The sequence below is a fragment of the Hydrogenophaga sp. A37 genome (genome assembly GCF_002001205.1).
In the GTDB taxonomy this organism is placed as follows: domain Bacteria; phylum Pseudomonadota; class Gammaproteobacteria; order Burkholderiales; family Burkholderiaceae_C; genus Hydrogenophaga.
This window is the reverse complement of sequence record NZ_MUNZ01000175.1, coordinates 20,709-42,337: the sequence shown is the minus strand read 5'-3', so window position 1 is coordinate 42,337 and position 21,629 is coordinate 20,709. Positions and strand designations below refer to the sequence as shown.

Below are 21,629 nucleotides of genomic sequence, written 5' to 3'. Positions count from 1 at the left end.
TGCTCACCTGGATCGAGGTGGCGGGGCGCCCGGTTTTGATCGTGGGCACCGCGGCCATCGCGGCCTTGAAGCGCCCGTCGCTCAGTTGCTGCAGCAACATGAGACCCGCACGCAGCAGTTCGCTTTTCTTCACGCTCACACCCAGCGTCAGCGCGCGGCCCTTGAGCGCGTCGATGGCGGCGTATTCGGCCTTGGGAATGGTGAAGCTGTCGCGCACGAGCTTGGGTTTTTTCCCGGCGGATTTGGTCTGTGAATCGTTCATCGGCGTGTCCTGTCAAAGTGGAGAAAGGCCGGGATTGTAAACCGTATATACCGTTTATATCTTTTCGAGAAGAGGCGTCACGACAGGGCGGTGTCGTGGCGTCGGCATGACCGTGTCGAGGGTCAAAGGCCGGTGCCTTGGGTCATTTCTTCAAGGCTGCGGCGGGTGGCCGTGGCGGCCGCCAGGAGCGTGTGGATGCCGGCCTCGGGCAGCGCGTGTTCGCTGGCGGCCTGCTCGAAGGTGGCGCACAGGTCGGACAGCGGTTGGGCGCCGACGTTGTCGCAGGCGCCTTTGAGCAAGTGGGCCGCGGCCAGCAGCGCCTCGAAGTCATGCGCTTGCGCGGCCTGGCCGATGGCGCGGGTGCGGTCGTCCAGCGTGGAGAGAAAGTCGTCGACGATGCCTTGGCGCAAGCGGCCCTCTGCGTCGTCGAACTCGGCCACGCTGGCCAGGCGCGAAGGGTTGATCCAAGCGGTGTTGCCTGGCACGGGTTGGGCGCTGGTCCAGCGCTGAAGCACCTGCCCCAGCACCTGCAGTTCCAGGGGTTTGACCAGGTAGTCGGCCATGCCCGCCGCCAGGCAGCGCACGCGGTCTTGCGCGAGGCTGGACGCCGACACGCCGATGATCACCGGCGCCCGCGCCCCCAGGCGTTCGTGGATCTGTTGGGCGGTCGACACGCCGTCGATGCCGGGCATGTGGCTGTCGAGCAGCATCAGGGCGTAGGGATGCTGTTCACGCTGCGCCTGCTCGACCGCTTCGATGGCCCTGAGACCGTTGTCCAGCGTGTCGTGCGGGTAGCCCAGCCGCGTGAGCATGGCTGAGGCGACCTTCAGGTTGACCGGGTTGTCGTCCACCACCAGCACCCGTTGCCGGTGTTGCGCCGTGGGCAGCATCGGAGCTTTCAGCGGCTCCACGTCTCGCGCTTGGGCGGCTGCGGCACGGATGGTGAAGCGGAAGGTGGAGCCCACCCCCACCTGGCTGCTCACCATGATCTCCCCGCCCATGAGTTCCACCAGGTGGCGGCAGATCATCAGGCCCAGGCCAGTGCCGCCATAGACGCGGGCGGTGGACGTGTCGCCCTGCGAGAACGGCTGGAACAGGTCGCCCAGCCGGTTCGCCGAGATGCCGACACCGGTGTCGCTCACGCTGAAGCCCAGCACCATGGGGTCACCCTTTTTCTCCACCCAGACCCGCAGCGTCACCTCGCCACGATCGGTGAACTTGATCGCGTTGGCGAGAAGGTTGAGCAGGACCTGGCGCAGCCGGGTGATGTCGCCCGTCATGGCCGGCGGCACATCGGGCGCGATGTGCACTTTGATCGACAGCCCCTTCTCCTGTGACCTGACCCGCACGATGTCGCAGACATTGGCGATGGCGCCCCGCAGATCCAGGGGCCGGTGTTCCAGCGCCAGCTTGCCGGACTCGATCTTGGAGAAATCCAGGATGTCGTCGACCACCGAGAGCAGCTGTTCGCTCGACACCTTCAGCACCCCCAGCAGGTCTTTCTGCGCATCGGTGAGCCCGGTGTCGCCCAGCAGCTCGCTCATGCCCACGACCCCGTTGAGCGGGGTGCGGATTTCGTGACTCATCACCGCCAGAAAGCCGGCCTTGGCCTTGACCGCCGCAAGGGCCTCTTCTCGCGAGGCGGCCAGTTCGGCGGTTCGCTGGCGAACGCGCTCTTCCAGCATCTGGGCCGCCTCTTGCAGGGCGGTGTTCTTCTGCTGGATCTCCTGGTGGTTGTCGCGCAGCTGGACGGCGCTGTCGTGCATCACCTCCGACAGCAGGTGCACTTCGCGGAAGGCCGCGTTCTCCTGCACCGCCGGCACCTGGCCGGTGCCGACCAGCGTGGCCGAGCGGTTGAGGTGCTGAAACTGCCGTGACAGACCTTGCGCCACCGCATAGGCCGCGATCACGCCGACGCCGATGAGCGCGGCCATGGCCAGCAGTGCCCATTGCCGGGCCTGTGTGACATGCTGGGTGAAATCCTGCTCGGGCGCGACCACGATGAGTTGCCAGTCGAGCTGGTATTTCGAACCAAACGGACGCTGCAACGCCATCAGCCGGTTGTTGGTCAGGCCCAGTCGCTGCAGCCAGTCTTGCTGGGTTTCCAGCCGCACCAGCCCACCCTGCGCGCGGCCTTGTGCGTCTCGCTTCTGGGTGCTGAGCTGGGCAAAGGACTCGCGCACCAGGGGGTCTGAGCTCTGCAGGGGCGTGATGCGCTGGTGTTTGTTGTTGACCAGCAGGCTGAGTTCCTCCTTGACCGAGGAGGCGACCATGCGCCCCTGACCATCCACCAGGTAGGTCACGGCGTTGTCGCTCACCTTGGTGTTGCTGATCAGCTCGGTCAGGCGCGCCAGGCTCATGTCCACGGCGATCACGCCGAGCAGTGATTTGCCGTCGGTGTCGAAGATCGGCTGCGCCAGCGTCAGGTCGAACTGGCTCTTCACCGCCGAGCGGTACACGTCGGTGAACACGCGCTGGCCGGTGCTCGCGGCCAGCTGGTACCAGGGGCGCTTGCGGGGGTCGTACACCGTGGTTTCGGTTTTGACGAGCCGGCTGCGGTCGCCGGGCTCGCTGATCTGGAAGTGACGCCGACCGCTGTCGCCCGGGTGAATCTCGCGCACGATGAAGTGGCCGTCTTCCCGCTCCAGTCCAAAAAAACTGCCATCGGCGGTGCCGAAGTACAGGTAGGGCACGTTGGGGGACTGCTGGGTCAGCGCGTGTGCCATCAACTCGAAGGCGGCCGTGTCCTTGAGCCAGTTGCGGGTGCGTTCGCCTTCGGCACCGCTGGTGGCGAAGGGCGGGACCAGCGCGTTGACCACGGTGTGCGATTCGCCCAGGTGGGCCAGTGCGCCCACGTCCACGCGGTACGCGGCCTGGCTCATGGCGTTTTCGGCCAGCGTGTCGATGGACTGAGAGCTGTTGGACGACAGCAGCCAGGACACCAGCAGGGAGGGCACCAGCGCGGTCAGCACCAGGGCCGCGATCAGCGCGGGGCCGAGCGACAGGCGACGGCGGGTGGGCGCTGGGGAGGTGGTGTGGGTGGCTGCCATGGATCAGACCGTCAAAGGCTCCACCGCGCACACCTCAAGGGTCTCGCTGCGGTGGGGCAGGGTGATGAAATGCCGCGACAGCGGTTGGATGGCGCCGGTGATGCTGCGCAGCACGGGGATCGACACGGTCACGCTGTGCGCGGCCGGCGCCAGGCGCTGCATGGCCATCACGTCGACCACGGTCTCGCCCACCGGCAACCGTTGTTGGGCGCCGCCGAGCAGGCCGTCGAGCCGCATCATTGCCACCGGGCCGCTGTGGACCGCGACGCCGACCGCAAAGCGCGGCAACGCCATGCCAGGGAACCGCTGGTTCACGAAGCCCTGCATGCCCGCGGCGGCATTGCGCAGCCCGAAGGCGGCCTTGATCGCCCGCAGGCCCTGGTGCGCCGTGGTGCCGGCGTCACGGTCGGTGAACAGTGCGAGCAGGCCGTCGCCCACGAACTGCACGGTGCTGGCGCCAAAGAGGTGGACGGTGTCGCCGCTGCCCTCGTAGAAGCGCTTGAGCAGGGTGACCAACTGGTCGGCGTCGAGCGCCGCGAGCCAGTCGGCATGGTGCCGGATGTCGGCGAACAGCACGGTGGCATGGGTGTGATGGTGTTCCTGCTGGCCCCGGTTTTCGCCGGGCCATTGCTCGCTGAGCTCGCGCGCCAGCCGTTTTTCGTATTGCTCCTGCAGGCTCCAGGCCTGCTCTTCGAGGGCTTCGGACACGGCGTCGCGCACCTGCATGTCCAGCGCGGCAGAGCGCGTGGCGAGCCGGTTGATCTGCGCCGACACCGCGTCCACCAGTTCGCTCGGGCGCACGGGTTTGGTCAGGTAGTCGTCGGCACCCAGGGTCATGCCCTGGCGCATGTCGCGCCGTTCCTGAAGGGAGGTGAGCAAGATGAAGGGAGTTTGGTTAAGGTCATCGTGCTCGCGCACGGCACGCAGCAACTCGAAGCCGGTCGCTCCCGGCATGTTGACGTCGCTGACCACAAGGTCCGGGCGGTGTTCGCGAATCAGCTGCCAGGCCCCATGGCCGTCGCCGGCGGTGATCACGCTGTGGCCCTGGTTGCGCAGCACCACCTGGATCAGCTTGAGCGTACCGCCATCGTCTTCCGCCACCACGATCAATGCCATTGCCGCTCACTTGTCCTGATTGAGAGAGGGCACATGTTACCGGTAGGGGGTATCACGCCATGCTGGCAGGCCATGCGCCAACGAGCCAAGTTCCAGGACCGCTCCATCGACACACAGAACCTTGGTATCTCCGTTGGCATAGGCAGAGAACTGAGCGCGCGACGAAATGTGATGTTTTTCACAAAGATGCAAACGATTGCAAAAATTGATCTCAGCATGGTTGTTACATGTAAACACATTGTAAAAAGTTTGACACTCGAACTAAGTTTGACCTCACAGAATCGCCCTCCTTATCCACCGCACTCGGCTTGTTGGCCTGGGCGCGGTCCATCCGTTGCGTTCGCTGACGCAAATCTGAGAGGCTGCAGTTCGCATGGTTTGCTTATGAACCGATCACCGTTGAATTGTGTTTCCGCCATGTCATCCCAGGTCAGCGCGGGCGCGTCGATCCATGCCGGGTCTTGCGGATGGAGGGCTGAAACCGCGTTGGCGTCCTCGGCTGCCCGGTGCGCTCCCTCTGGTCAGGGAAAACACCAGGGCTTCACCTTGATCGAGTTGATGATCACGGTGGCGGTGATCGCCATCCTGACCGCACTGGCCTTGCCTTCCTACCAAGACTATGTCCTGCGCGGGCGCCTGGTTGATGCCACGACGGCGCTGTCGTCGCTGCGCGCCCGCATGGAGCAGTACTACCAGGACAACCGCACCTACCAAAGCGTGGGCACCTTCGTCAGTCCCTGTGCCAACAGCAGCACGGCGGGCACCTTCACGGTGAGTTGTCCCACGCTGGGGAACGCCAGCTACGTGCTCCAGGCCACGGGCGCAGGGACGACCGCTGGTTTTGTTTTCACCATGAACAACAACGGGACCCAGGCCACGACCGGCTTGCCCGCAGCGTGGGGGACGGTTCCCGAGGGGGGGTATGCCTGCTGGATCGGCAAAAAAGGCGGGACGTGTTGATGAGCCGCTGGCGGCTTTCCGCTCAGCGGGGGTTCACCCTCATCGAGCTGATGGTCGTGATCGCGATCGTCGCCGTGGTGGTGATGCTTTCCGTGCCTTCGTTGGGGACCTGGGTGGCGGACGCCAACATCCGCAACACCTCGGAATCGCTGATGGGGGCCTTGCGGGTGGCGCAATCCACCGCCGTGACCCGGGGCAAGACCACCGTGCTGGTGCGCACGGCTGCTGCGCCCGCGTGGAACGCCTCCGCCAGCGGCTCTGGAAGCAACTGGTACGTGCGCGCACTCCCGTTGGCCGACTCGGATGAGACGGCCAACGCAGACGATCTCGTTCAGGCCGCCAGTCTCGGCACCCAGAACGGGGTGAGCATCGCGGGGCCATCGGTGCTCTGCTTTGGCGCAAAAGGACAGTTGGTCAGCCGCACCATAGACGAGACCGGTGTCGGTGCGCCCTGTAGCGTGGCGAACCCAGCCGAGTTTGACGTGACACGTGGCGCGGGCAGGCCCTTGCGGCTGCGTGTCTATTTGGGCGGGCGGGTTCGCATGTGCGACCCGGGCAAGGAACTGTCCAGCAACAACCCAGACGGATGCTGACGATGGCAACAAAAACAAACCTGCCGAGGAGCGGTCGCAGCGCCCGGCGAAGCGCCGTTCTTGGCGTGGGCCTGATCGAGGTCATGGTGTCGCTCGTGATCTTCTTGATCGGTGTGCTCGGGCTGGTCAAGCTTCAGGCGCACGCGATCCAGGTGGACACGCAAGCCGGCGACAGAAATCGCGCAGCGGAGCTGGCCAACGAGGTTGTGACGCAGATGTGGACCAGCCAGACCAGCGGTCTTTCGGAGGAAGTGAAGACGGCATGGAATGATCGTGTGGCCGACGCCGCACGCGGCGGATTGCCCAACGGCAAGGGTGAGGTGACTGCGAAGGACGGGGTGACGACGGTCACGATCACCTGGCACCCCCCTTGGCGCGCGGCGAGCGAACCCGATCAGACCTACCTGACGCAGGTGGTGATTCCATGAGCCGCACCCATGCTTTGCTTCATCGCCAGCGGGGTGTCACGCTGATCGAGTTGATGGTTTCCCTGGTGATCGGCCTGTTTCTGACGCTCGCCGTGTACACGGTCATGGGCAACTTCGAATCGAGGCGCCGCACCAACACGGCCGGCTCCGAACTCGACAAGGCGGGGGCGCTGGCCATGGCGCAGATCGATCGCCGGCTGCGCAGCGCCGGCAGCGGTTTTGCGCAGGCGGCCAGCTTTGCCTATGGTTGTGCGTTGCAGGCGGCGAAATCGAATACACAGATTCTCCCGGCCAAAACGGCTCTCGCCGCACCGTTCGCCAGCGTGAACCCCGGAGCTTCGGGCATTTTCCGGCTGGCGCCGGTGTTGATCCTTCCCGGGCAGACCACGCCCGCCAGCAGCGGCCAGGCCTCCGACGTGCTGGTGATCATGGCATCGGCGGCGGCCTGGGGCGCAGTTCCCGCGCCGTTCACTGAGGCCGCCGCCACCGACGAACTGAAGAAGACCGATGTGCTGACATTGGCCAACACCTTGCCGTTTTCTTCCGACGATCTGGTGCTGCTCAATGACGAGCAACCCGCCCAAGCCGGCGGCGTGGCGCCTTGCCTGTTGACGCAGGTCAGCAAGTCCGCCTCGGCGGGCTCGGCCACCACCTCCCTGGCGTTGGGGGGCGATTGGTATGCCGCAACGGTGGACAAAACGAGCGTGACGGGCTATTCCGACACCGGGACGGCGACCGTGCTGGGCAATGTGGGCTTGGGTCGATTGCCGGAATTCGTGCTCGTGGGTGTTGGAGACGACAACACGCTCTACACGCACGACCTGCTCCAGACAACAGGCACCCCGTTGCAGGCCACAGCCGAAGGCGTGTTCGAGCTGCATGCGCTCTATGGCATCGATACCGACGCCAACAAGACGGTTGACCAGTGGGTTTCGCCCTCTGCCAGCGGTTCGGGGTACGCGCTGGCTGATTTGTCGGACGGCAGCCTGGCGGCGGCGGGCAAGCTACAAAACATCAAGGCGATTCGGGTCGGTCTGATATTGCGAACGGCTCTACCGGAGCGCGACGAGGTGTCCGCCGCATCGGTGACATTGTTCAACGACCTCAATGGCCTGACCCATACGCGTGCCTTGACGAGCAGCGAGCGGCACTACCGCTACAGAACGCTGGAGTCCACCATCCCTTTGCGCAACAACATCCTGTGATGAAAACAGTGCCCTTTCGTCGCCAGGAACAAGGCTTTGTGCTGATCAGTACCTTGTTTGCCCTGGTCTTGCTGATGCTGGCCGCCACCGCGATGCTGAGGTCGTCCGACATCTCGGCCATGTTGGCGGGCAACCTGTCGTTCCAGCGCGACCTCACCAACCAGGCCGAACGAGGCTTTGCCGCCGCACGAACACTCATGGTTTCAGGCGCATTGGCCGCAGAGACCGCGCGGGAGTCGCACCTGATCACGAGCAATTACGCGGCCGCGAGACTGACCACCAATGCCAGCGGAATACCCAGGGTCCTCACCAGCGAGAGCACCTACACGGATGCAGGGTTTTCCGTCGCCGACATCAGCGAGAACGGTGTGACCGTGCGCTTTGTCATCGACCGGCAGTGCCTCGCCACCGGAGCGTTCAACGAGGCGAACTGCGAGACATTCGCCGGTTCATCAGACGCTTCGGGCTCCAGCTGGTTGCGCAAGCCTGGGGCCGAGAAGCGCCCTTTGTACCGCGTCAGTGTCCGCGTGACCGGGCCGCGCAACACGCAAGCATTCTTTCAATCGACGTTCGCACTTTGAACGCCTCCAGCACCTCTGCCATGGAACAGTCACGCCATTTCCCCTTTCGTTTCGGCCGACGCATCAAGGCGCTGCTGTGGACCAGCCTGAGCGTTCTGTCATTGCTCTCGCCGGGCACAAGCCGGGCGGTGGACCTGGCCGACCAGCCTCTGTTCGCCACCGTCAACGTACCGGGCAACCTGATTCTGGCTCTGTCGGTGGAATGGCCGACGGCGACCACGCCCGCTTACGACAGCACCACAGCCTACAGTGATTCCAGTACCTACCTGGGGTACTTCGACCCGGACAAGTGCTACGTGTACGTGCCCGTCTCCACGGGGAAGAAGGAATCGCCAGACTATTCGAACAGCTATTTTTCTCCGAGTTCGGAGGCGTCGAAACACACCTGCAGTAGCAAGTGGAGCGGCAACTACCTCAACTGGGCGGCCATGCAGACCCTGGATGCGTTTCGCTGGGTCATGACCGGGGGCTACCGCAGCACCGACACGAAAGACACCACGATTCTCACCAAGACCTACGCGGCAAACAACGCTAAAACGTGGATTCCGAACAAGAAAATCGAGGGGTCTTCGTCGGTTTCCGGTGCGACACCATTGGCTTGGGACGCGGCAACCACCCGGCTGCGTACCCTGGGAACGGCGATGTACATCACCAAAGGCGGCGACGTCGACACGACGACGGCCCCGGTTGACTACACCAACCAGGAGAAGCCCAGTGACACCACCGTCTACCGCGTCTACATCAATGTGAAGGTGTGTGATGCAGGCGCCGGGCTGGAGAGCAATTGCACCAGCTACCCTTCGAAACACGCGAAACCTGAAGGGCTGATGCAGAAGTACGCGTCCAAACTCCGCTACTCCGCCTTTGGTTACTACAACCACAATGGTTCGGAGAAATTTCAGCGCGATGGGGGGGTGATGCGGGCGGGGATGAAATTCATCGGCCCGGAAGCCACCGCTCCTGGCAAGCCTGCCACCACCAACAGCGCCACCGAGTGGGACGCACAGACCGGTGTCATGCTCACCAACCCGGACAGCGCAGACGCCACTCAAACCGAAGCAGACGCCAAGGGAGCGGGATACACCGTCTCCATTCCCAACAGCGGGGTCATGAACTACCTCAACAAGTTCGGCTACTCGGCCAAATCGTACAAAAATGCCGACCCGGTCAGCGAGCTTTACTATGCCGCGCTCCGCTACTTCAAAAAGCAGGGGAATCTGGATCAATACACCAACCTGTCGGGTGCCGGTTCCAAGGAGACGGCCAGCGCCTGGCTGGATGGTTTTCCCGCCGTCACCCACTGGAATGACCCGATTGCCTATACCTGCCAGAAGAACTTTGTCCTGGGTATCGGTGACATCAATTCGCACAGGGACGCCAACCTCCCCGGCAGCACGCTGCGCAGTAAAAGCACGTTGGACAACATCAACCCGGCTGTCACGGACGATTCTGTCGACGTTGCGGTGGCCACCAACATGGTGGGACAACTGGAAGGTCTCAGCAAGCTCGGGGACAAGTTTGCTGACATCGGCGAGAGCAGCTGCCTTACTGAACTGAACGACAACAGCAAGTGGAATCGGTGCAACAGCTATTACCTTGCAGGCTTGGCCTATGACGCCCATACCAAAGACATACGGCCCGACCTGATCGGGTCGCAGACGGTCAACAGCTATTTCATGGACGTCCTGGAGGAGCAGAAGTACCAGCACCGGAACCAGTACTGGCTGGCGGCCAAGTACGGGGGCTTCACCGTTCCATTCGGCTTCTCTCCCTACGCCTCCAGCAACGGGACCGGCACCATTGCCGACGAAGCCTGGTACACGTCTTCTGACATGATGAACGCTGCGAAGAAGCAGAAGCGCCCGGACAACTATTTTCCCGGCAATCGCCCGGATGTGATGCAGTCGGGCCTGACGGCAGCGTTCGCCAAAATCGTCAGTGAGACCGATTCGGCCACCGGCACGGCGTTGTCCACGGTGTCGCCCAATGTGGCCAGTGCCGGTACCGCAAGTTTTGCCGCGTCTTACGATCCCACCAACTGGACGGGCGCACTGGTCGCCTATGAGCTCACTTTCGACAGCAAGGGGGACCCGACCAGCACCGAAAAGTGGAATGCGAGGACCTTGCTGAGCGCGTCCACGACAACCTCAGCGACGCGCAAGATCGTGACCTGTTGCAAAAAGAGCGACGGGGCTGCATTGCCCTTCAAGTACGACGCCATGAAGGATGCGTCGCTGATCAGCAGGACCTATCTCGCCAGCTTTGCCAATGTGCCAGGCGTCTCCACGGAGGCGCAGTCGATCAAGAGCTACATCGAGTACCTGCGCGGCGACACGGATCAGGAGATCGCCAACGGAGGCGCCTACCGCACGCGGCAGTACCGGCTCGGCGACATCGTCAGTTCAAAACCCATTGCCGTCGGCAAGCCCGATTTCCCTTACTTCGACGTCTACAACCCGGGTTACAGCGCGTTCAAGACGACCCATGCCAAGCGTTCGACCGTGGTGTATGTCGGTGCCAATGACGGGATGCTGCACGCTTTCGATGGGAGCATCGGTCAAACCGGTTCCGGGAAGGAACTGTTCGCCTATGTGCCCAGCTTTGTCTATGGCGACAAAGACACCGCGGCCACGTCGGGCCTGGCTGCCCTGGGCAGTCCCAGCTACGCCCACCGTTATTACGTGGACGCGACGGCCGCCCACTTTGACCTCGATTTCTCGAAGACGGACGGCGCGGCGGATGCCACCAAGCGCGACTGGCGCACGGTGCTCATCGGTGGTCTGGGCAAGGGGGGAAAGGGCTACTTCGCGATTGACGTGACCGATTCCTCAACATGGACCGATGAGTCGAAAGTGGCCGGCAAGGTGCTCTGGGAATTCACCGACAAGCGCATGGGGTACAGCTACGGGCGACCCAGCGTGGTCAAGACTGCCAAATATGGGTGGGTCGTCCTGTTCACCTCGGGCTACAACAACAGCGACGGGAAAGGCTATTTCTTCATCGTCAATCCCCGCAACGGAGAGCTTATCGAGGCCGTGGAGGCAGGGGGAACGGCCGACCATCCGCTGAACATCGGCGAGCACACCGCGTACGTGTCCAGCTACACCGACATGACGGCGGACGCCGTGTACGCCGGGGACCTGGCGGGCAATGTCTGGCGACTGGACCTCACGGGCAAGACCGGCACCACCTACGACAAACCGGTACAGATCGCCACCTTGGCCAATGCCGCTGATGTGGCCCAGCCAGTCAGTACCCGCCCATTGATCGAGGTGGAACCCAACTCCGGCAGGCGCTATGTTCTCCTGGGCACGGGCAAGTTGCTGGCCGACAGTGATCTTGCCAATGGTGACGCTCAGAGCTTCTACGCCATCATCGATGGCACCGGCAAGCACGGAGACTTCTACACCGGCGCCACCTTGCCCAGCGGTGTCAGTTTTCCCGTCACGCGATCGAAACTGGAAGAGAACAAAGACCTCCTGAATGGCATTGGCAGTGCGCCGACTTCCAGCATGGGGTGGTACTTTGACTTGCCGGTCACCAATGGCATCGCACAGCGTGTGAATGTGAACCCGACCGCGAACCAGGGCGTGGTCGCTTTTGTGGCGAATCGCCCCAATGGGGATGCGTGTTCTCCTGGCGGCGTCGGTGCCGTCTACGCCACGGTCTTTGCGGACGGCAAGAGCGTTCTGACGGGCAAGGATGGCAAGGCCGTTGCCTGGTTGTCGCCCACCAACGGAACGCTGACGGACATCGCGATTCAGCGTGTGGATGATCGCCTGCAGATCACCGTTGGCGGCAACGATGCCAACGGGAAACCGACGGTGATGAGGGCTCCTGCCAAACTGACGACCGCATCTGGCCTGAAACAAATGAACTGGCGTGGCATGACTTCGTCGAAGTGACATGGGTCTCGGTGTGCGCATGGCCATCACCGCCCTGGTGCTGGCGTTTCACGTTGCCGGAATCTTTTGGTTGGGGACGCCACAGGCCGTCCGGCGGCCGGTTCCTGACGCCCCCCTGTTCGTGCAAACTCGCATGTTGCCAGGGGGCGGTCCCGATCAGTCGGTCGCGGTTCCGGCCATCGCTTCGCCCAAACCCAGCCCCATTGGCGACCCCAAGCCCGAGCCAAGCGAACGGGTGCAGTTGCCGATATCAACGGCCTCTTCGTTGACCCAGACAGAGGATGCGTTGCAGGAAGCCGCGGAGGGTGGACAGCGGGCCCCCGTGCCACGCTCGGCCCCACACCTGGAGCAGCTTCAAGGCCTGACGTTCTCCGGCCTCCCAATTCGCCTGCGGCTGGTCATTGACGCCTTGGGTCAGGTTCGTGACGTGATCGTGCTCTCGTCGGCGGAAGCGCCCGAGGTGACGGAGGCCGTGAGCCAGGTGCTTTCACACACGGCATTTGTTCCTGCGCGCCGGGACGCTGCCGATGTGGCGAGCGAAATGGACATTGAGCTGTTCTTTGGCCCCGGGGCATGAAAGGCTGAGTCAGGGCACAGCTTGGGCGGTGCCGCTTTGGCGGATGCCTTGGCGGCGCTCTTGCCCTGTGCGCTGGAGCAGGGCAGGGGCCATGCCAGTGGCGCATGGCCCCGGTATCACCTTCTCACAGCATCACCGGATGTCTGCGGTGAATTTCCAGGCCGTTTTTTGCCAGGCCAGCACCTCTTCCCCGATCAGCCAGGCCGACTGCGGGTAGCGCCGTGACCACCCCGGGTTGGTGGTGAGTTTGAAGGCGCCGGGCTTGTAGCCGAGCTTGACCGACTCGTGTTCGGGCATCTGCCGCGCGTGGCACAACACCACCGCCAGCCGCAGGCACATCAACTGCTTGGCGAACAGCTCGTCGGTCAGCGCTTGATCCAGTTTCTTGAGCTTGCCACGCTGACCCAGCACCAACTGGCTCATGCGGTGCAGTTCGGGAAACGAAAACCCGGGTGCGTCCACGTTGTCGAGGATGTAGGCGCCGTGGTGGTACGAGCGGTCGTGCGAGATGTGGGTGCCGATCTCGTGCAGGCGCGTGGCCCAGGCGAGCTTCTGTGAATAGCGTTCGTTCTGGGCGTCCACCGCCGCCACTTGGGAAAAGAGGGCGGTGGCCACGGTGCTGACCCGCTGCGCCTGCGCCTCGTCCACCGAGAAGCGGGCGCACAGCCAGCGCACCGTGCGCTCCCGCACGTCGCCGCCGCCGGTGTCGCGGTCGATCAGGTCGTACAGGGCGCCGTGGCGCAGCGCGCCTTGCGCCGGCACCATTTGCTGGATGTCGAACAGGTCGAAGATGGCGCGCAACACGCTGACGCCGCCGCCGATCACCGGGCGCCGGTCGTCCTTCATGCCTTCGATCTTGAGCTGGTCGACGTTGCCGGCCTTGATCAGCCGCTCCACCAGCCAGTCCAGGCCGGAGCGGGTCACCACGCCCGAGGCCCAGCCGTTGGCCGACAGCACGTCGGCCACGGAGCCCACCGTGCCGGACGAGCCGTAGGCGATGTCCCATTCGGTGGGGGGGAAGCGGTCCAGCGCCTGGTCGAGCACCGCCTTCGCGGCCACTTCGGCGGTCTTGAACGCGGCGGCGGTGAACTGGCCCTTGGGGAAGTACTTGGTGGACCAGGCCACGCTGCCCAGTCGGTACGACTCCATCTTGCTGGCCACGTAACCCTCGCCGATGATCATTTCGGTCGAGCGGCCGCCGATGTCCACCACCAGGCGCTTTTCGTCGGACTGCGGCAGCAGGTGCGACACGCCCTGGTAGATCAACCGGGCTTCTTCGTGGCCGGAGACGACCTCGATGGAGAAACCGAGGATGGCCTGGGCATTGCGCAGGAATTCGTCGCGGTTGGTGGCCTCGCGCAGGGTCTGTGTGGCCACCGCGCGCACCTGCTGTTTCTTGAAGCCGTGCAGGCGCTCGGCGAACCGGGCCAGGCACTCCCAGCCGCGCTGCATGGCGGCCTGGCTCAGCGCCTTGTTTTCGTCCAGTCCGGCGCCCTGGCGAACGGTTTCCTTGATGTACTCGATGCGCTCAATATGGCCCGACTGAAAGCGGCCGATCTCGAGTCGAAAGCTGTTCGAGCCGAGGTCGATGGCGGCGAGGAGGGTTCCGTTGTGCATGGGGTGTGACTGGCTCGGGGCGCAGGAAGCGCTCGATTGAAATGTGGCTGGATTGTGACGCAAGCGCGTGACATGCCGCCGACATCACCCGAGTGGCCTTTGGAGGCCAATAGCCCAGCCAAACGGCCGCCAAGGCGTGGACCAGCTGATCTTCACTGCCCTTAAAAGAAGCGCCAGCGCTCAGCCGTTCGTGATGCGGCTGACCAGGGCCTGGGTGAATTCCACCGTGCTGGCCTTGCCACCGAGATCACCGGTCCGAACCTTGTCGATGTTCAGCGTCGCGTCGAGTGCCTGACGCAGTTGCATGGCCTTTTCTGTGAGCTGGACGTGGTCCAGCATCATCGCGGCGGCCAGCAACAGGGCGGTGGGGTTGGCGATCCCCTTGCCTGCGATGTCCGGCGCTGAGCCGTGCACGGCTTCGAAGATGGCTGCGTCGGCACCGATGTTGGCGCCGGGCGCCATGCCGAGTCCACCGACCAGACCAGCGACCAGATCAGACAGGATGTCGCCGAACAGGTTGGTGGTGACCAGCATGTCGAACTGCCACGGGTTGAGCACCAGTTTCATCGCGCAGGCATCGATGATGACGGTGTCGAGTTCAAACTTGCCTTTGTATTTGCGTTCATACAAGTCCAGACCGGTCTCCAGAAAGATGCCGGTGAGGGCCTTCATGATGTTGGCTTTGTGCACGATGGTGACCTTCTTTCGGCCGGTCGCCACGGCGTGTTCGAACGCGAACTCCAGCAAGCGGCGGCTCCCCGCGCGGGTGTTGATGCCGGTGGCCATGGCCACGGCATGTGGGTCGTCATCGATCTGCACGAAATGTTCGTGCCCGATGTACAGGCCCTCCAGGTTTTCGCGCACCACGACGAGGTCGATCTTGTCGAAGCGACCGCCGGGAATGATGGTCAGGGCTGGCCGCAGGTTGGCGTAGAGCTTGAACTCTTCACGCAGCCGGACGTTCGACGAGCGGTAACCCCCGCCCGAGGGCGTTTCCAGCGGACCCTTGAGTGCCAGGCGCGTGCGGCGAATGCTGTCGAGGGTGGCCTGTGGCAGCGGGTCCCCGGCTTGTTTGACGCCTTCGAGACCCGCGATCTGCCGGTCCCAGGCGAAGGGCGCCTTGAGGGCGTCCAGGGCGGCCAGCGTGGCATCGACGATCTCGGGGCCAATGCCGTCGCCGGGGATCAGGGTGGCAGGTATCAAGGTGGTCATGGTGGAGGTCCTGGCAAGAGGGTGGTTGGGATGGTTGCCCGCGCTCAGCCTCTCAGGCAGGCACGCGGGGAAAGATACGCTGTTTTCAGGCCTTCTTGACCACGGATGACTTCAGTTGCATCGCCCCCACGCCGTCCACCTTGCAATCGATGTCGTGGTCGCCTTGGATGCGCCGGATGTTGCGCGCCTTGGTGCCCACCTTGAGCACGGTCGATGAGCCCTTGAGCTTGAGGTCCTTGATCAGCGTGACGGTGTCACCGTCCTGCAGCGCATTGCCCACAGCGTCTTTCCAGACCGTCAAGGGCTCAGCTGTTTCTGTGGATGCACTGGCGCTCCATTCGTGGCCACATTCGGGGCAGACGAGCAGTTCACCGTCGGGGTAGGTGAGGGCGGACTGGCATTGGGGGCAGGGTGGGAGGCTCATGAATGGACAGATAAATGTGGATAAAAGGAGGATGCCAGACCGTCAGGTCGACAGGGAGTCGGCGCAGCACGCCGGCCAGGTCGTCGGCGTGGTGGCTCTTCCAGCGTTTGGCGCGCAGGCGGTGGCACCAGGCGACCCTTTCCGAATGGGCTCGAGCGTTGGGCTGTCCGGGACAGTGATCACCGGCATTCCTTGACCCGGCGCGCCTCGCGCAGCACGTCGTGCACATCTGTCTCGATGCCCGACCAGGCGCCGGGTGCCATGGACACGGGGCGCACCAGGTGCTTGGGCAGGCGCGCGTCGATGGCGCAGTCCTTGCGCGCAAAAACGATGGCGTTGCCGTATTCGCGCGTGCTCACCGCCAGCGCATTGCCGTCAAACGCAAAGGCAATGCGTTCCATGAACACGCCGTAGAAAATGTCCAACTCGTGCAGGTTGCACAGCATCACCCCGCCGGGGCGCAGCAGGCGGGCGCAATGGCCGTAGAAGTTCTGGGTTCCCAGGGCGGGCGCCATCTGTTCGGCCTCGAAGCCATCCACCAGGATCACATTGAAACGCTGATCGTCCAGCGTCGCCACGAAGTCGGCACCGTCGGCCTGGACCACGCGGAAGTCCGCCTGATCGGGCGGGATTTCAAACTGTTCGCGCAAGGCGATCACCGCCGGGTCGATCTCGATCACAGTGATGTCAGAACCCGGCAGGTGTCGGTGGCAGAACTTGGGCAGCGAACCGCCGCCCAGCCCGATCATGAGCATGTGCTGGGGCTGCGGCTGAAACAGGAGGAAGCCCATCATCAGGCGCGTGTAGCTCAGCACCAGCCGGTCGGGATCGCGCAGGTCCATCGCACTCTGGATGTCGGTCGAGCCAAAGCGCAGCTTGCGCTTGAAGTGCACGTGGTCCACCCGCGTGCCCTGCTGGGTCAAACCGGCCTTGTGCACTGCGGCGGCGATGGAGGATGGGCTCGAAGCGGTCATGTCGTCAAAGGCGTGGCTGGTTCAGGGAAATCCATCCGGGATGGCCAGAAAACCACCCGCATTCGCGGCTCCCGCCACCAACGCCAGCCGGCCGCCGAGCTGCTTGTAACACATCTCCAATGTGTCTATAGTATGCCTTCGAGACACATCTAATTGCAATAACATTATCATGTCATTGTCACAGCTTGAACAGTCGTTGCGCTCCCAACGGTCCCGTCCCCGGTGTGTGCGCGTCAACCTGCGCCTTTGGTACGCGCTCAAGGCCGCGAACCTTCTCACGCAGCGGGAAGTGCCGCTGAGTGACCCAGAGGCGACCGGATTGCGCTTGCCGTACCTAGGGGATGTGCTGGTGGTGCTGGACCCCGACTTGCCATCAGCGTCCTTCGCCATCGAGGAAGGGACGCCAGCGCCCGTGCCCGCCGCGCCGCAGGCGCGTGAGCCGCAACCGGCGCCCAGCCCGTTGTCGGCCGCCAAGCGCCCGGATTCGTTTTTTGAAGGGCGCTGGATGGGGCGCTACTGGGGCCAGATGCTGGCTGACGTGTTCATCAGATTTACAAAGGAATGCACACATGGAGTTGAAAACCGCCCGCCTGACCGTCCTGATCGACCCGGCCAAGAAGAAAGCCTTCGAAAGCCTGTGCGCACGTCAGGACGTCACCCCGTCCCAGGTCGTGCGGCGTCTGATCCGCGACTACTTGGCCAGCCACGGCGAGGGCTTCATCCCCAGCGGCCTGGCACAACCCGTCACTGAAGAAGACAGCGAAGCTCCCGTGTAGGGCTGCGCGGAGGGAAGAAGATGACGTCATTGGTCATCCAGACTTGACTTTCACATAACGGTTTTGTGACTGTCACAGACATGTCACATTGACGCCCTAGAGTCCCGGTTGCGAACTATTTCCCCCAACCGAGAGGACTCGAATGAACACCAAACGCACCCTTCTGAAGACCGTTGCCGCCGCTGCCCTGGCCGCCATGGCCATGAGCTCGGCCTTTGCCGCCGACATCACCGGCGCGGGCGCCACGTTCCCGTTCCCCATCTACGCCAAGTGGGCCGAAGCCTACAAGAAAGAAACCGGCAACGGCCTGAACTACCAGTCGATCGGCTCGTCGGGCGGCATCAAGCAGATCCGCGCCAAGACCGTGACCTTCGGCGCTTCCGACGCACCCGTGCCCGGCGCCGACCTGGACAAGGACGGCATGGTCCAGTTCCCAGCCATCATCGGCGGCACCGTGCCTGTGATCAACCTGGAAGGCTTCAAGCCCGGCGAGTTGCGTGTGACCGGCGCTGTGCTGGCCGAGATGTTCCTGGGCAAAGTCGCCAAGTGGAACGACCCCAAGCTGGCTGCTCTGAACCCGGGCAAGGCACTGCCTGATCAAAACATCACCATCGTGCACCGCGCCGACGGCTCGGGCACCACCTTCAACTGGACCGACTACCTGACTTCGGTCAGCAAAGAGTGGGCCGACACCGTGGGCAAGGGCGCAGCCGTCAAGTGGCCGGCTCCCTCGTCGGTCGGTGGCAAGGGCAACGAAGGCGTGGCCGCCAACGTGAACCGTGTCAAAGGCGCGCTGGGCTATGTGGAATACGCCTACGTGAAGAAGAACAACATGAACTTCATGCAGCTTCAAAACGCCGACGGCAAGTACGTGAGCCCCGACGACAAGACCTTCGCCGCCGCCGCCGCCAGCGCTGACTGGTTCAGCGTGCCGGGCATGGGCGTGTCGATGGTGAACGCCAAGGGTGCCGAGAGCTGGCCTGTGTCCACCGCTTCGTTCATCCTGATGTACAAGCAGCCGGAAGACAAGGCCGCTTCAGCTGAAGCCCTGAAGTTCTTTGATTGGGCCTTCAGCAAGGGCAAGGGCCTGGCCACCGAGCTGGACTACGTGCCGCTGCCCGACACCCTGACCGCACAGATCCGCAGCAAGGTCTGGAACCAGGTCGCCAAGTAATTCCCGCTCCCGCTGGCCTGGGGGCTGATGCACACTGTGCTTCGGTTCTCAGGCCATTCTTAGTCCGGACGCGCCCTGAGGGGAATCAATATGAGCGTGGGAATCACCATGAGTTCGCATCACAAGACCGCAGCAGCGGCCAATCCCCAGATGCTGTCGATTGCACGCAAGCAGCGACTGCAGGATTTCTTCTTTCACCGCGTCACGCAGGTGTTTTCACTGCTGGTGCTGATCGCCCTGATGGGCATCATCGTCTCGCTGTTCATCAACGCCTGGCCCGTGTTTCAGAAATTCGGTGCCCGGTTCATCTGGTATGTCGAGTGGGACATCATCAATGAAGAATTTGGTGCGGCCATTGCCATCGTCGGGACACTGGCCAGCGCGAGCATCGCGCTGCTGATTGCGGTGCCGCTGGCCTTTGGCATTGCGCTCTTCCTGACCGAAACCTGCCCCACCTGGCTGCGCCGCCCGCTGGGCACCGCCATCGAGTTGCTGGCGGCCGTACCGTCCATCATCTATGGCATGTTTGGTCTCTTCGTGTTCGCGCCGCTGTTCGCCGACCACTTCCAGGTGCCGGTGCAGAACATGCTCGGTGGCATGCCATTGATCGGGTTCCTGTTCGGAGGCAGCACCAACGGCTTCGGCATTCTGGCCGCGGGCGTCGTGCTGGCCTTCATGGTGCTGCCATTTGTGGCGGCGGTGATGCGCGACGTGTTTGAAATCGTCCCGCCCATCCTGCGCGAGTCGGCCTACGGCCTGGGCTGCACCACCTGGGAGGTGGTCCGCCGAGTGGTGCTGCCTTACACGCAAAAGGGCGTGATCGGCGGTGTGATGCTTGGCCTGGGCCGCGCGCTGGGTGAGACCATGGCTGTGACCTTCGTGATCGGCAACGCCAACCGCATGCCGACCTCGCTGTTCTCGCCCGGCACCTCGATTGCCTCCACGCTCGCCAACGAGTTTGGCGAGGCGGCGGACTTTCACATCTCGGCCCTGTTCGCGCTCGGCTTCTTGCTGTTCGTCATCACCTTTGTGGTGCTCGCGCTGGCCAAGTGGATGATCATGCGCGCCGAAAAAGCCAAAGGACTCTGACCATGGACTTCAATCAAACGCTCTACCGCCGGCGGAAGCTGGCCAACTCCGTGGGCCTGACGCTCTCCATGGGTTCCATGATCCTCGGCCTGGCTGTGCTGCTGTGGATCTTGACGGTGCTGTTCGGCAACGGCCTGTCGGCGCTGGACCTCAACATGTTCACTCAGGACACGCCCGCGCCCGGTACCGAAGGCGGGGGTCTGCGCAACGCCATCGTGGGCAGCCTGCTCATGGTCGGCTTCACCGTGTTGTTGGCCACGCCCGTCGGCATCTTTGCGGGCGTCTACCTCGCCGAGTACGGCGACACCAGCAAGACGGCTGAGATGACGCGCTTCGTGACCGACATCATGTTGTCCGCTCCGTCCATCGTGCTGGGACTCTTCGTGTACGCCATCGCGGTGGCCACGGTGGGCAGCTTTTCGGGCTGGGCCGGCACGCTGGCGCTCTCGCTGATCGCCGTGCCCGTGGTCGTGCGTACCACCGAGAACATGCTGCGCCTGGTGCCAGGCAGTCTGCGCGAAGCGGCCTTCGCTCTGGGGGCTCCTCGCTGGAAGGTGGCCACCATGGTGACGCTGCGTGCCGCCAAAAGCGGCGTGATGACGGGTCTGCTGCTGGCCGTGGCACGCATCAGCGGTGAAACAGCACCGCTGTTGTTCACGGCCCTGAACAACCAGTTCTACAGCGCCGACATGACCAAGCCCATGGCCAACCTGCCTGTGGTGATCTTCCAGTTCGCCATGAGCCCCTATGAAAACTGGATCCGTCTGGCCTGGGGCGGCGCGCTCCTCATCACCCTGGCGGTGCTGGTGCTGAACATCCTGGCCCGTGTCTTCTTCCGCGACCGGGCGCCTTCCTAAGCCCGCAGCACATCTCCAACAGGAACCGTCTTATGAACGCCATCGCTAACGCTATCGACGTCGAGCAAAAAAACGCGCTTGAAGTGCGCAACCTCAATTTCTTCTACGGCAAGTTTCAGGGCCTGAAGAATGTGAGCATGGATGTCGCCGAGCACAAGGTCACCGCCTTCATCGGCCCATCGGGCTGCGGCAAGTCCACGCTGCTGCGCACACTCAACCGCATGTACAGCCTGTACCCCGGCCAGCGCGCCGAGGGCCAGATCAGTTTCTATGGCGACAACATCCTGGACCCCAAGCAGGACTTGAACCTGCTGCGCGCGCGCGTCGGCATGGTGTTCCAGAAGCCGACACCATTTCCCATGTCGATCTACGACAACATTGCCTTCGGTGTGAAGCTCTACGAAAGCCTGAGCAGCAGCGACATGGACGATCGGGTGGAATGGGCACTGACCAAAGCCGCTCTGTGGGGCGAGGTGAAGGACAAGCTGAACCAGAGCGGGCTGTCTCTCTCAGGCGGTCAGCAGCAGCGCCTGTGCATTGCGCGCAGCGTGGCGGTCAAGCCCTCGGTCTTGTTGCTGGACGAGCCCACCTCGGCGCTCGACCCGATCTCCACGGGCAAGGTGGAGGAGCTGGTGCACGAACTGAAGAAGGACTACACCATCGCCATCGTCACGCACAACATGCAACAGGCCGCGCGCTGCAGCGATTTCACGGCCTACATGTACCTGGGCGAGTTGATCGAGTTCGGCGCCACCGAGCAGATCTTCTTCAAGCCCAAGCGCACCGAGACCGAAGACTACATCACCGGCCGATTCGGCTGATCACAGGG

The 21,629-nt window shown here is 63.4% G+C and carries 18 protein-coding genes and 1 pseudogene; 12 read left to right on the top strand and 7 right to left on the bottom strand.

Going from position 1 to position 21,629, the window contains the following annotated elements; translation table 11 throughout:
- From B0E41_RS23290 to B0E41_RS23280, 3 genes and pseudogenes are all read right to left on the bottom strand, one after another.
- A pseudogene (locus B0E41_RS23290) lies at positions 1-262 on the bottom strand (hypothetical protein); the annotation flags it as partial.
- 122 nt (positions 263-384) lie between these two features.
- A complete protein-coding gene (locus B0E41_RS23285; protein WP_077334977.1) occupies positions 385-3,312 on the bottom strand; it encodes a hybrid sensor histidine kinase/response regulator in 2,928 nt (975 codons plus the stop codon).
- Between the two features lie 3 nt (positions 3,313-3,315).
- Positions 3,316-4,428: a response regulator gene (locus B0E41_RS23280; protein ID WP_077334975.1), complete on the bottom strand. Its 1,113-nt coding sequence runs from the start codon at positions 4,426-4,428 to the stop codon at positions 3,316-3,318.
- 486 nt (positions 4,429-4,914) lie between these two features.
- Between B0E41_RS23280 and B0E41_RS23275 the strand changes: the two genes are divergently transcribed.
- Genes B0E41_RS23275 through B0E41_RS23245 form a run of 7 tightly spaced genes read left to right on the top strand, consistent with a single transcriptional unit; the run spans position 4,915 to position 12,677 of the window.
- Entirely contained in the window at positions 4,915-5,388 is a 474-nt protein-coding gene (locus tag B0E41_RS23275; RefSeq protein ID WP_363352529.1) for a type IV pilin protein, read from the top strand.
- A complete protein-coding gene (locus B0E41_RS23270) occupies positions 5,388-5,981 on the top strand; it encodes a GspH/FimT family pseudopilin (protein WP_077334971.1) in 594 nt (197 codons plus the stop codon). Before B0E41_RS23275 ends, B0E41_RS23270 begins: the two co-directional genes overlap by 1 nt.
- Entirely contained in the window at positions 5,975-6,409 is a 435-nt protein-coding gene (locus tag B0E41_RS23265; protein ID WP_143433987.1) for a fimbrial assembly protein, read from the top strand. Before B0E41_RS23270 ends, B0E41_RS23265 begins: the two co-directional genes overlap by 7 nt.
- The gene (locus B0E41_RS23260) at positions 6,352-7,614 is read left to right on the top strand and encodes a PilW family protein (protein WP_143433986.1); all 1,263 of its coding nucleotides are present in this window, start codon (positions 6,352-6,354) and stop codon (positions 7,612-7,614) included. Before B0E41_RS23265 ends, B0E41_RS23260 begins: the two co-directional genes overlap by 58 nt.
- The gene (locus B0E41_RS23255) at positions 7,614-8,195 is read left to right on the top strand and encodes a hypothetical protein (protein WP_077334967.1); all 582 of its coding nucleotides are present in this window, start codon (positions 7,614-7,616) and stop codon (positions 8,193-8,195) included. Before B0E41_RS23260 ends, B0E41_RS23255 begins: the two co-directional genes overlap by 1 nt.
- A 20-nt stretch (positions 8,196-8,215) precedes the next feature.
- The gene (locus B0E41_RS23250) at positions 8,216-12,100 is read left to right on the top strand and encodes a PilC/PilY family type IV pilus protein (protein WP_077334965.1); all 3,885 of its coding nucleotides are present in this window, start codon (positions 8,216-8,218) and stop codon (positions 12,098-12,100) included.
- Between the two features lie 19 nt (positions 12,101-12,119).
- On the top strand, positions 12,120-12,677 hold the full coding sequence (locus B0E41_RS23245; protein ID WP_143433985.1) for a hypothetical protein: 558 nt from the start codon (positions 12,120-12,122) through the stop codon (positions 12,675-12,677).
- 132 nt (positions 12,678-12,809) lie between these two features.
- Here B0E41_RS23245 and ppx read toward each other — a convergent pair whose 3' ends face one another.
- The 4 genes from ppx to B0E41_RS23225 all read right to left on the bottom strand — a co-directional run bounded on the left by ppx (position 12,810) and on the right by B0E41_RS23225 (position 16,904).
- Positions 12,810-14,294, bottom strand: coding sequence for an exopolyphosphatase (ppx, locus tag B0E41_RS23240; RefSeq protein ID WP_077334961.1), 1,485 nt, complete (start codon positions 14,292-14,294; stop codon positions 12,810-12,812).
- Positions 14,295-14,474: 180 nt separating this feature from the next.
- On the bottom strand, positions 14,475-15,506 hold the full coding sequence (locus B0E41_RS23235; RefSeq protein ID WP_077334959.1) for an isocitrate/isopropylmalate family dehydrogenase: 1,032 nt from the start codon (positions 15,504-15,506) through the stop codon (positions 14,475-14,477).
- An 85-nt stretch (positions 15,507-15,591) separates the two neighbouring features.
- Complete coding sequence (locus B0E41_RS23230) at positions 15,592-15,930, bottom strand: zinc ribbon domain-containing protein YjdM (protein ID WP_077334957.1); 339 nt, start codon at positions 15,928-15,930, stop codon at positions 15,592-15,594.
- Positions 15,931-16,109: 179 nt separating this feature from the next.
- Positions 16,110-16,904: a fused MFS/spermidine synthase gene (locus B0E41_RS23225; protein WP_077334955.1), complete on the bottom strand. Its 795-nt coding sequence runs from the start codon at positions 16,902-16,904 to the stop codon at positions 16,110-16,112.
- Positions 16,905-17,473: 569 nt separating this feature from the next.
- On the opposite strand from B0E41_RS23225, the gene B0E41_RS23220 reads away from it, so the two are divergent.
- From B0E41_RS23220 to pstB, 5 genes are all read left to right on the top strand, one after another.
- On the top strand, positions 17,474-17,680 hold the full coding sequence (locus B0E41_RS23220; protein WP_077334953.1) for a ribbon-helix-helix protein, CopG family: 207 nt from the start codon (positions 17,474-17,476) through the stop codon (positions 17,678-17,680).
- Positions 17,681-17,822: 142 nt separating this feature from the next.
- On the top strand, positions 17,823-18,854 hold the full coding sequence (gene pstS / locus B0E41_RS23215; RefSeq protein WP_077334952.1) for a phosphate ABC transporter substrate-binding protein PstS: 1,032 nt from the start codon (positions 17,823-17,825) through the stop codon (positions 18,852-18,854).
- Positions 18,855-18,962: 108 nt separating this feature from the next.
- A complete protein-coding gene (gene pstC / locus B0E41_RS23210; RefSeq protein WP_253195108.1) occupies positions 18,963-19,943 on the top strand; it encodes a phosphate ABC transporter permease subunit PstC in 981 nt (326 codons plus the stop codon).
- Positions 19,944-19,945: 2 nt separating this feature from the next.
- Positions 19,946-20,800, top strand: coding sequence for a phosphate ABC transporter permease PstA (pstA, locus tag B0E41_RS23205; protein WP_077334948.1), 855 nt, complete (start codon positions 19,946-19,948; stop codon positions 20,798-20,800).
- Between the two features lie 32 nt (positions 20,801-20,832).
- Complete coding sequence (gene pstB, locus B0E41_RS23200; RefSeq protein WP_077334946.1) at positions 20,833-21,621, top strand: phosphate ABC transporter ATP-binding protein PstB; 789 nt, start codon at positions 20,833-20,835, stop codon at positions 21,619-21,621.
- The last annotated feature ends 8 nt before the right edge of the window (positions 21,622-21,629 follow it).

Bases quoted from the DNA above. Each gene is read 5' to 3' on its own strand.
- B0E41_RS23225 (WP_077334955.1), bottom strand. From the start codon at position 16,904: ATGACCGCTTCGAGCCCATCCTCCATCGCCGCCGCAGTGCACAAGGCC.
- B0E41_RS23235 (WP_077334959.1), bottom strand. From the start codon at position 15,506: ATGACCACCTTGATACCTGCCACCCTGATCCCCGGCGACGGCATTGGC.
- B0E41_RS23250 (WP_077334965.1), top strand. From the start codon at position 8,216: ATGGAACAGTCACGCCATTTCCCCTTTCGTTTCGGCCGACGCATCAAG.
- pstA (WP_077334948.1), top strand. From the start codon at position 19,946: ATGGACTTCAATCAAACGCTCTACCGCCGGCGGAAGCTGGCCAACTCC.
- ppx (WP_077334961.1), bottom strand. From the start codon at position 14,294: ATGCACAACGGAACCCTCCTCGCCGCCATCGACCTCGGCTCGAACAGC.
- B0E41_RS23285 (WP_077334977.1), bottom strand. From the start codon at position 3,312: ATGGCAGCCACCCACACCACCTCCCCAGCGCCCACCCGCCGTCGCCTG.
- B0E41_RS23230 (WP_077334957.1), bottom strand. From the start codon at position 15,930: ATGAGCCTCCCACCCTGCCCCCAATGCCAGTCCGCCCTCACCTACCCC.
- pstS (WP_077334952.1), top strand. From the start codon at position 17,823: ATGAACACCAAACGCACCCTTCTGAAGACCGTTGCCGCCGCTGCCCTG.
- B0E41_RS23280 (WP_077334975.1), bottom strand. From the start codon at position 4,428: ATGGCATTGATCGTGGTGGCGGAAGACGATGGCGGTACGCTCAAGCTG.
- B0E41_RS23220 (WP_077334953.1), top strand. From the start codon at position 17,474: ATGGAGTTGAAAACCGCCCGCCTGACCGTCCTGATCGACCCGGCCAAG.
- pstC (WP_253195108.1), top strand. From the start codon at position 18,963: ATGAGTTCGCATCACAAGACCGCAGCAGCGGCCAATCCCCAGATGCTG.
- pstB (WP_077334946.1), top strand. From the start codon at position 20,833: ATGAACGCCATCGCTAACGCTATCGACGTCGAGCAAAAAAACGCGCTT.
- B0E41_RS23265 (WP_143433987.1), top strand. From the start codon at position 5,975: ATGCTGACGATGGCAACAAAAACAAACCTGCCGAGGAGCGGTCGCAGC.
- B0E41_RS23245 (WP_143433985.1), top strand. From the start codon at position 12,120: ATGGCCATCACCGCCCTGGTGCTGGCGTTTCACGTTGCCGGAATCTTT.
- B0E41_RS23270 (WP_077334971.1), top strand. From the start codon at position 5,388: ATGAGCCGCTGGCGGCTTTCCGCTCAGCGGGGGTTCACCCTCATCGAG.
- B0E41_RS23255 (WP_077334967.1), top strand. From the start codon at position 7,614: ATGAAAACAGTGCCCTTTCGTCGCCAGGAACAAGGCTTTGTGCTGATC.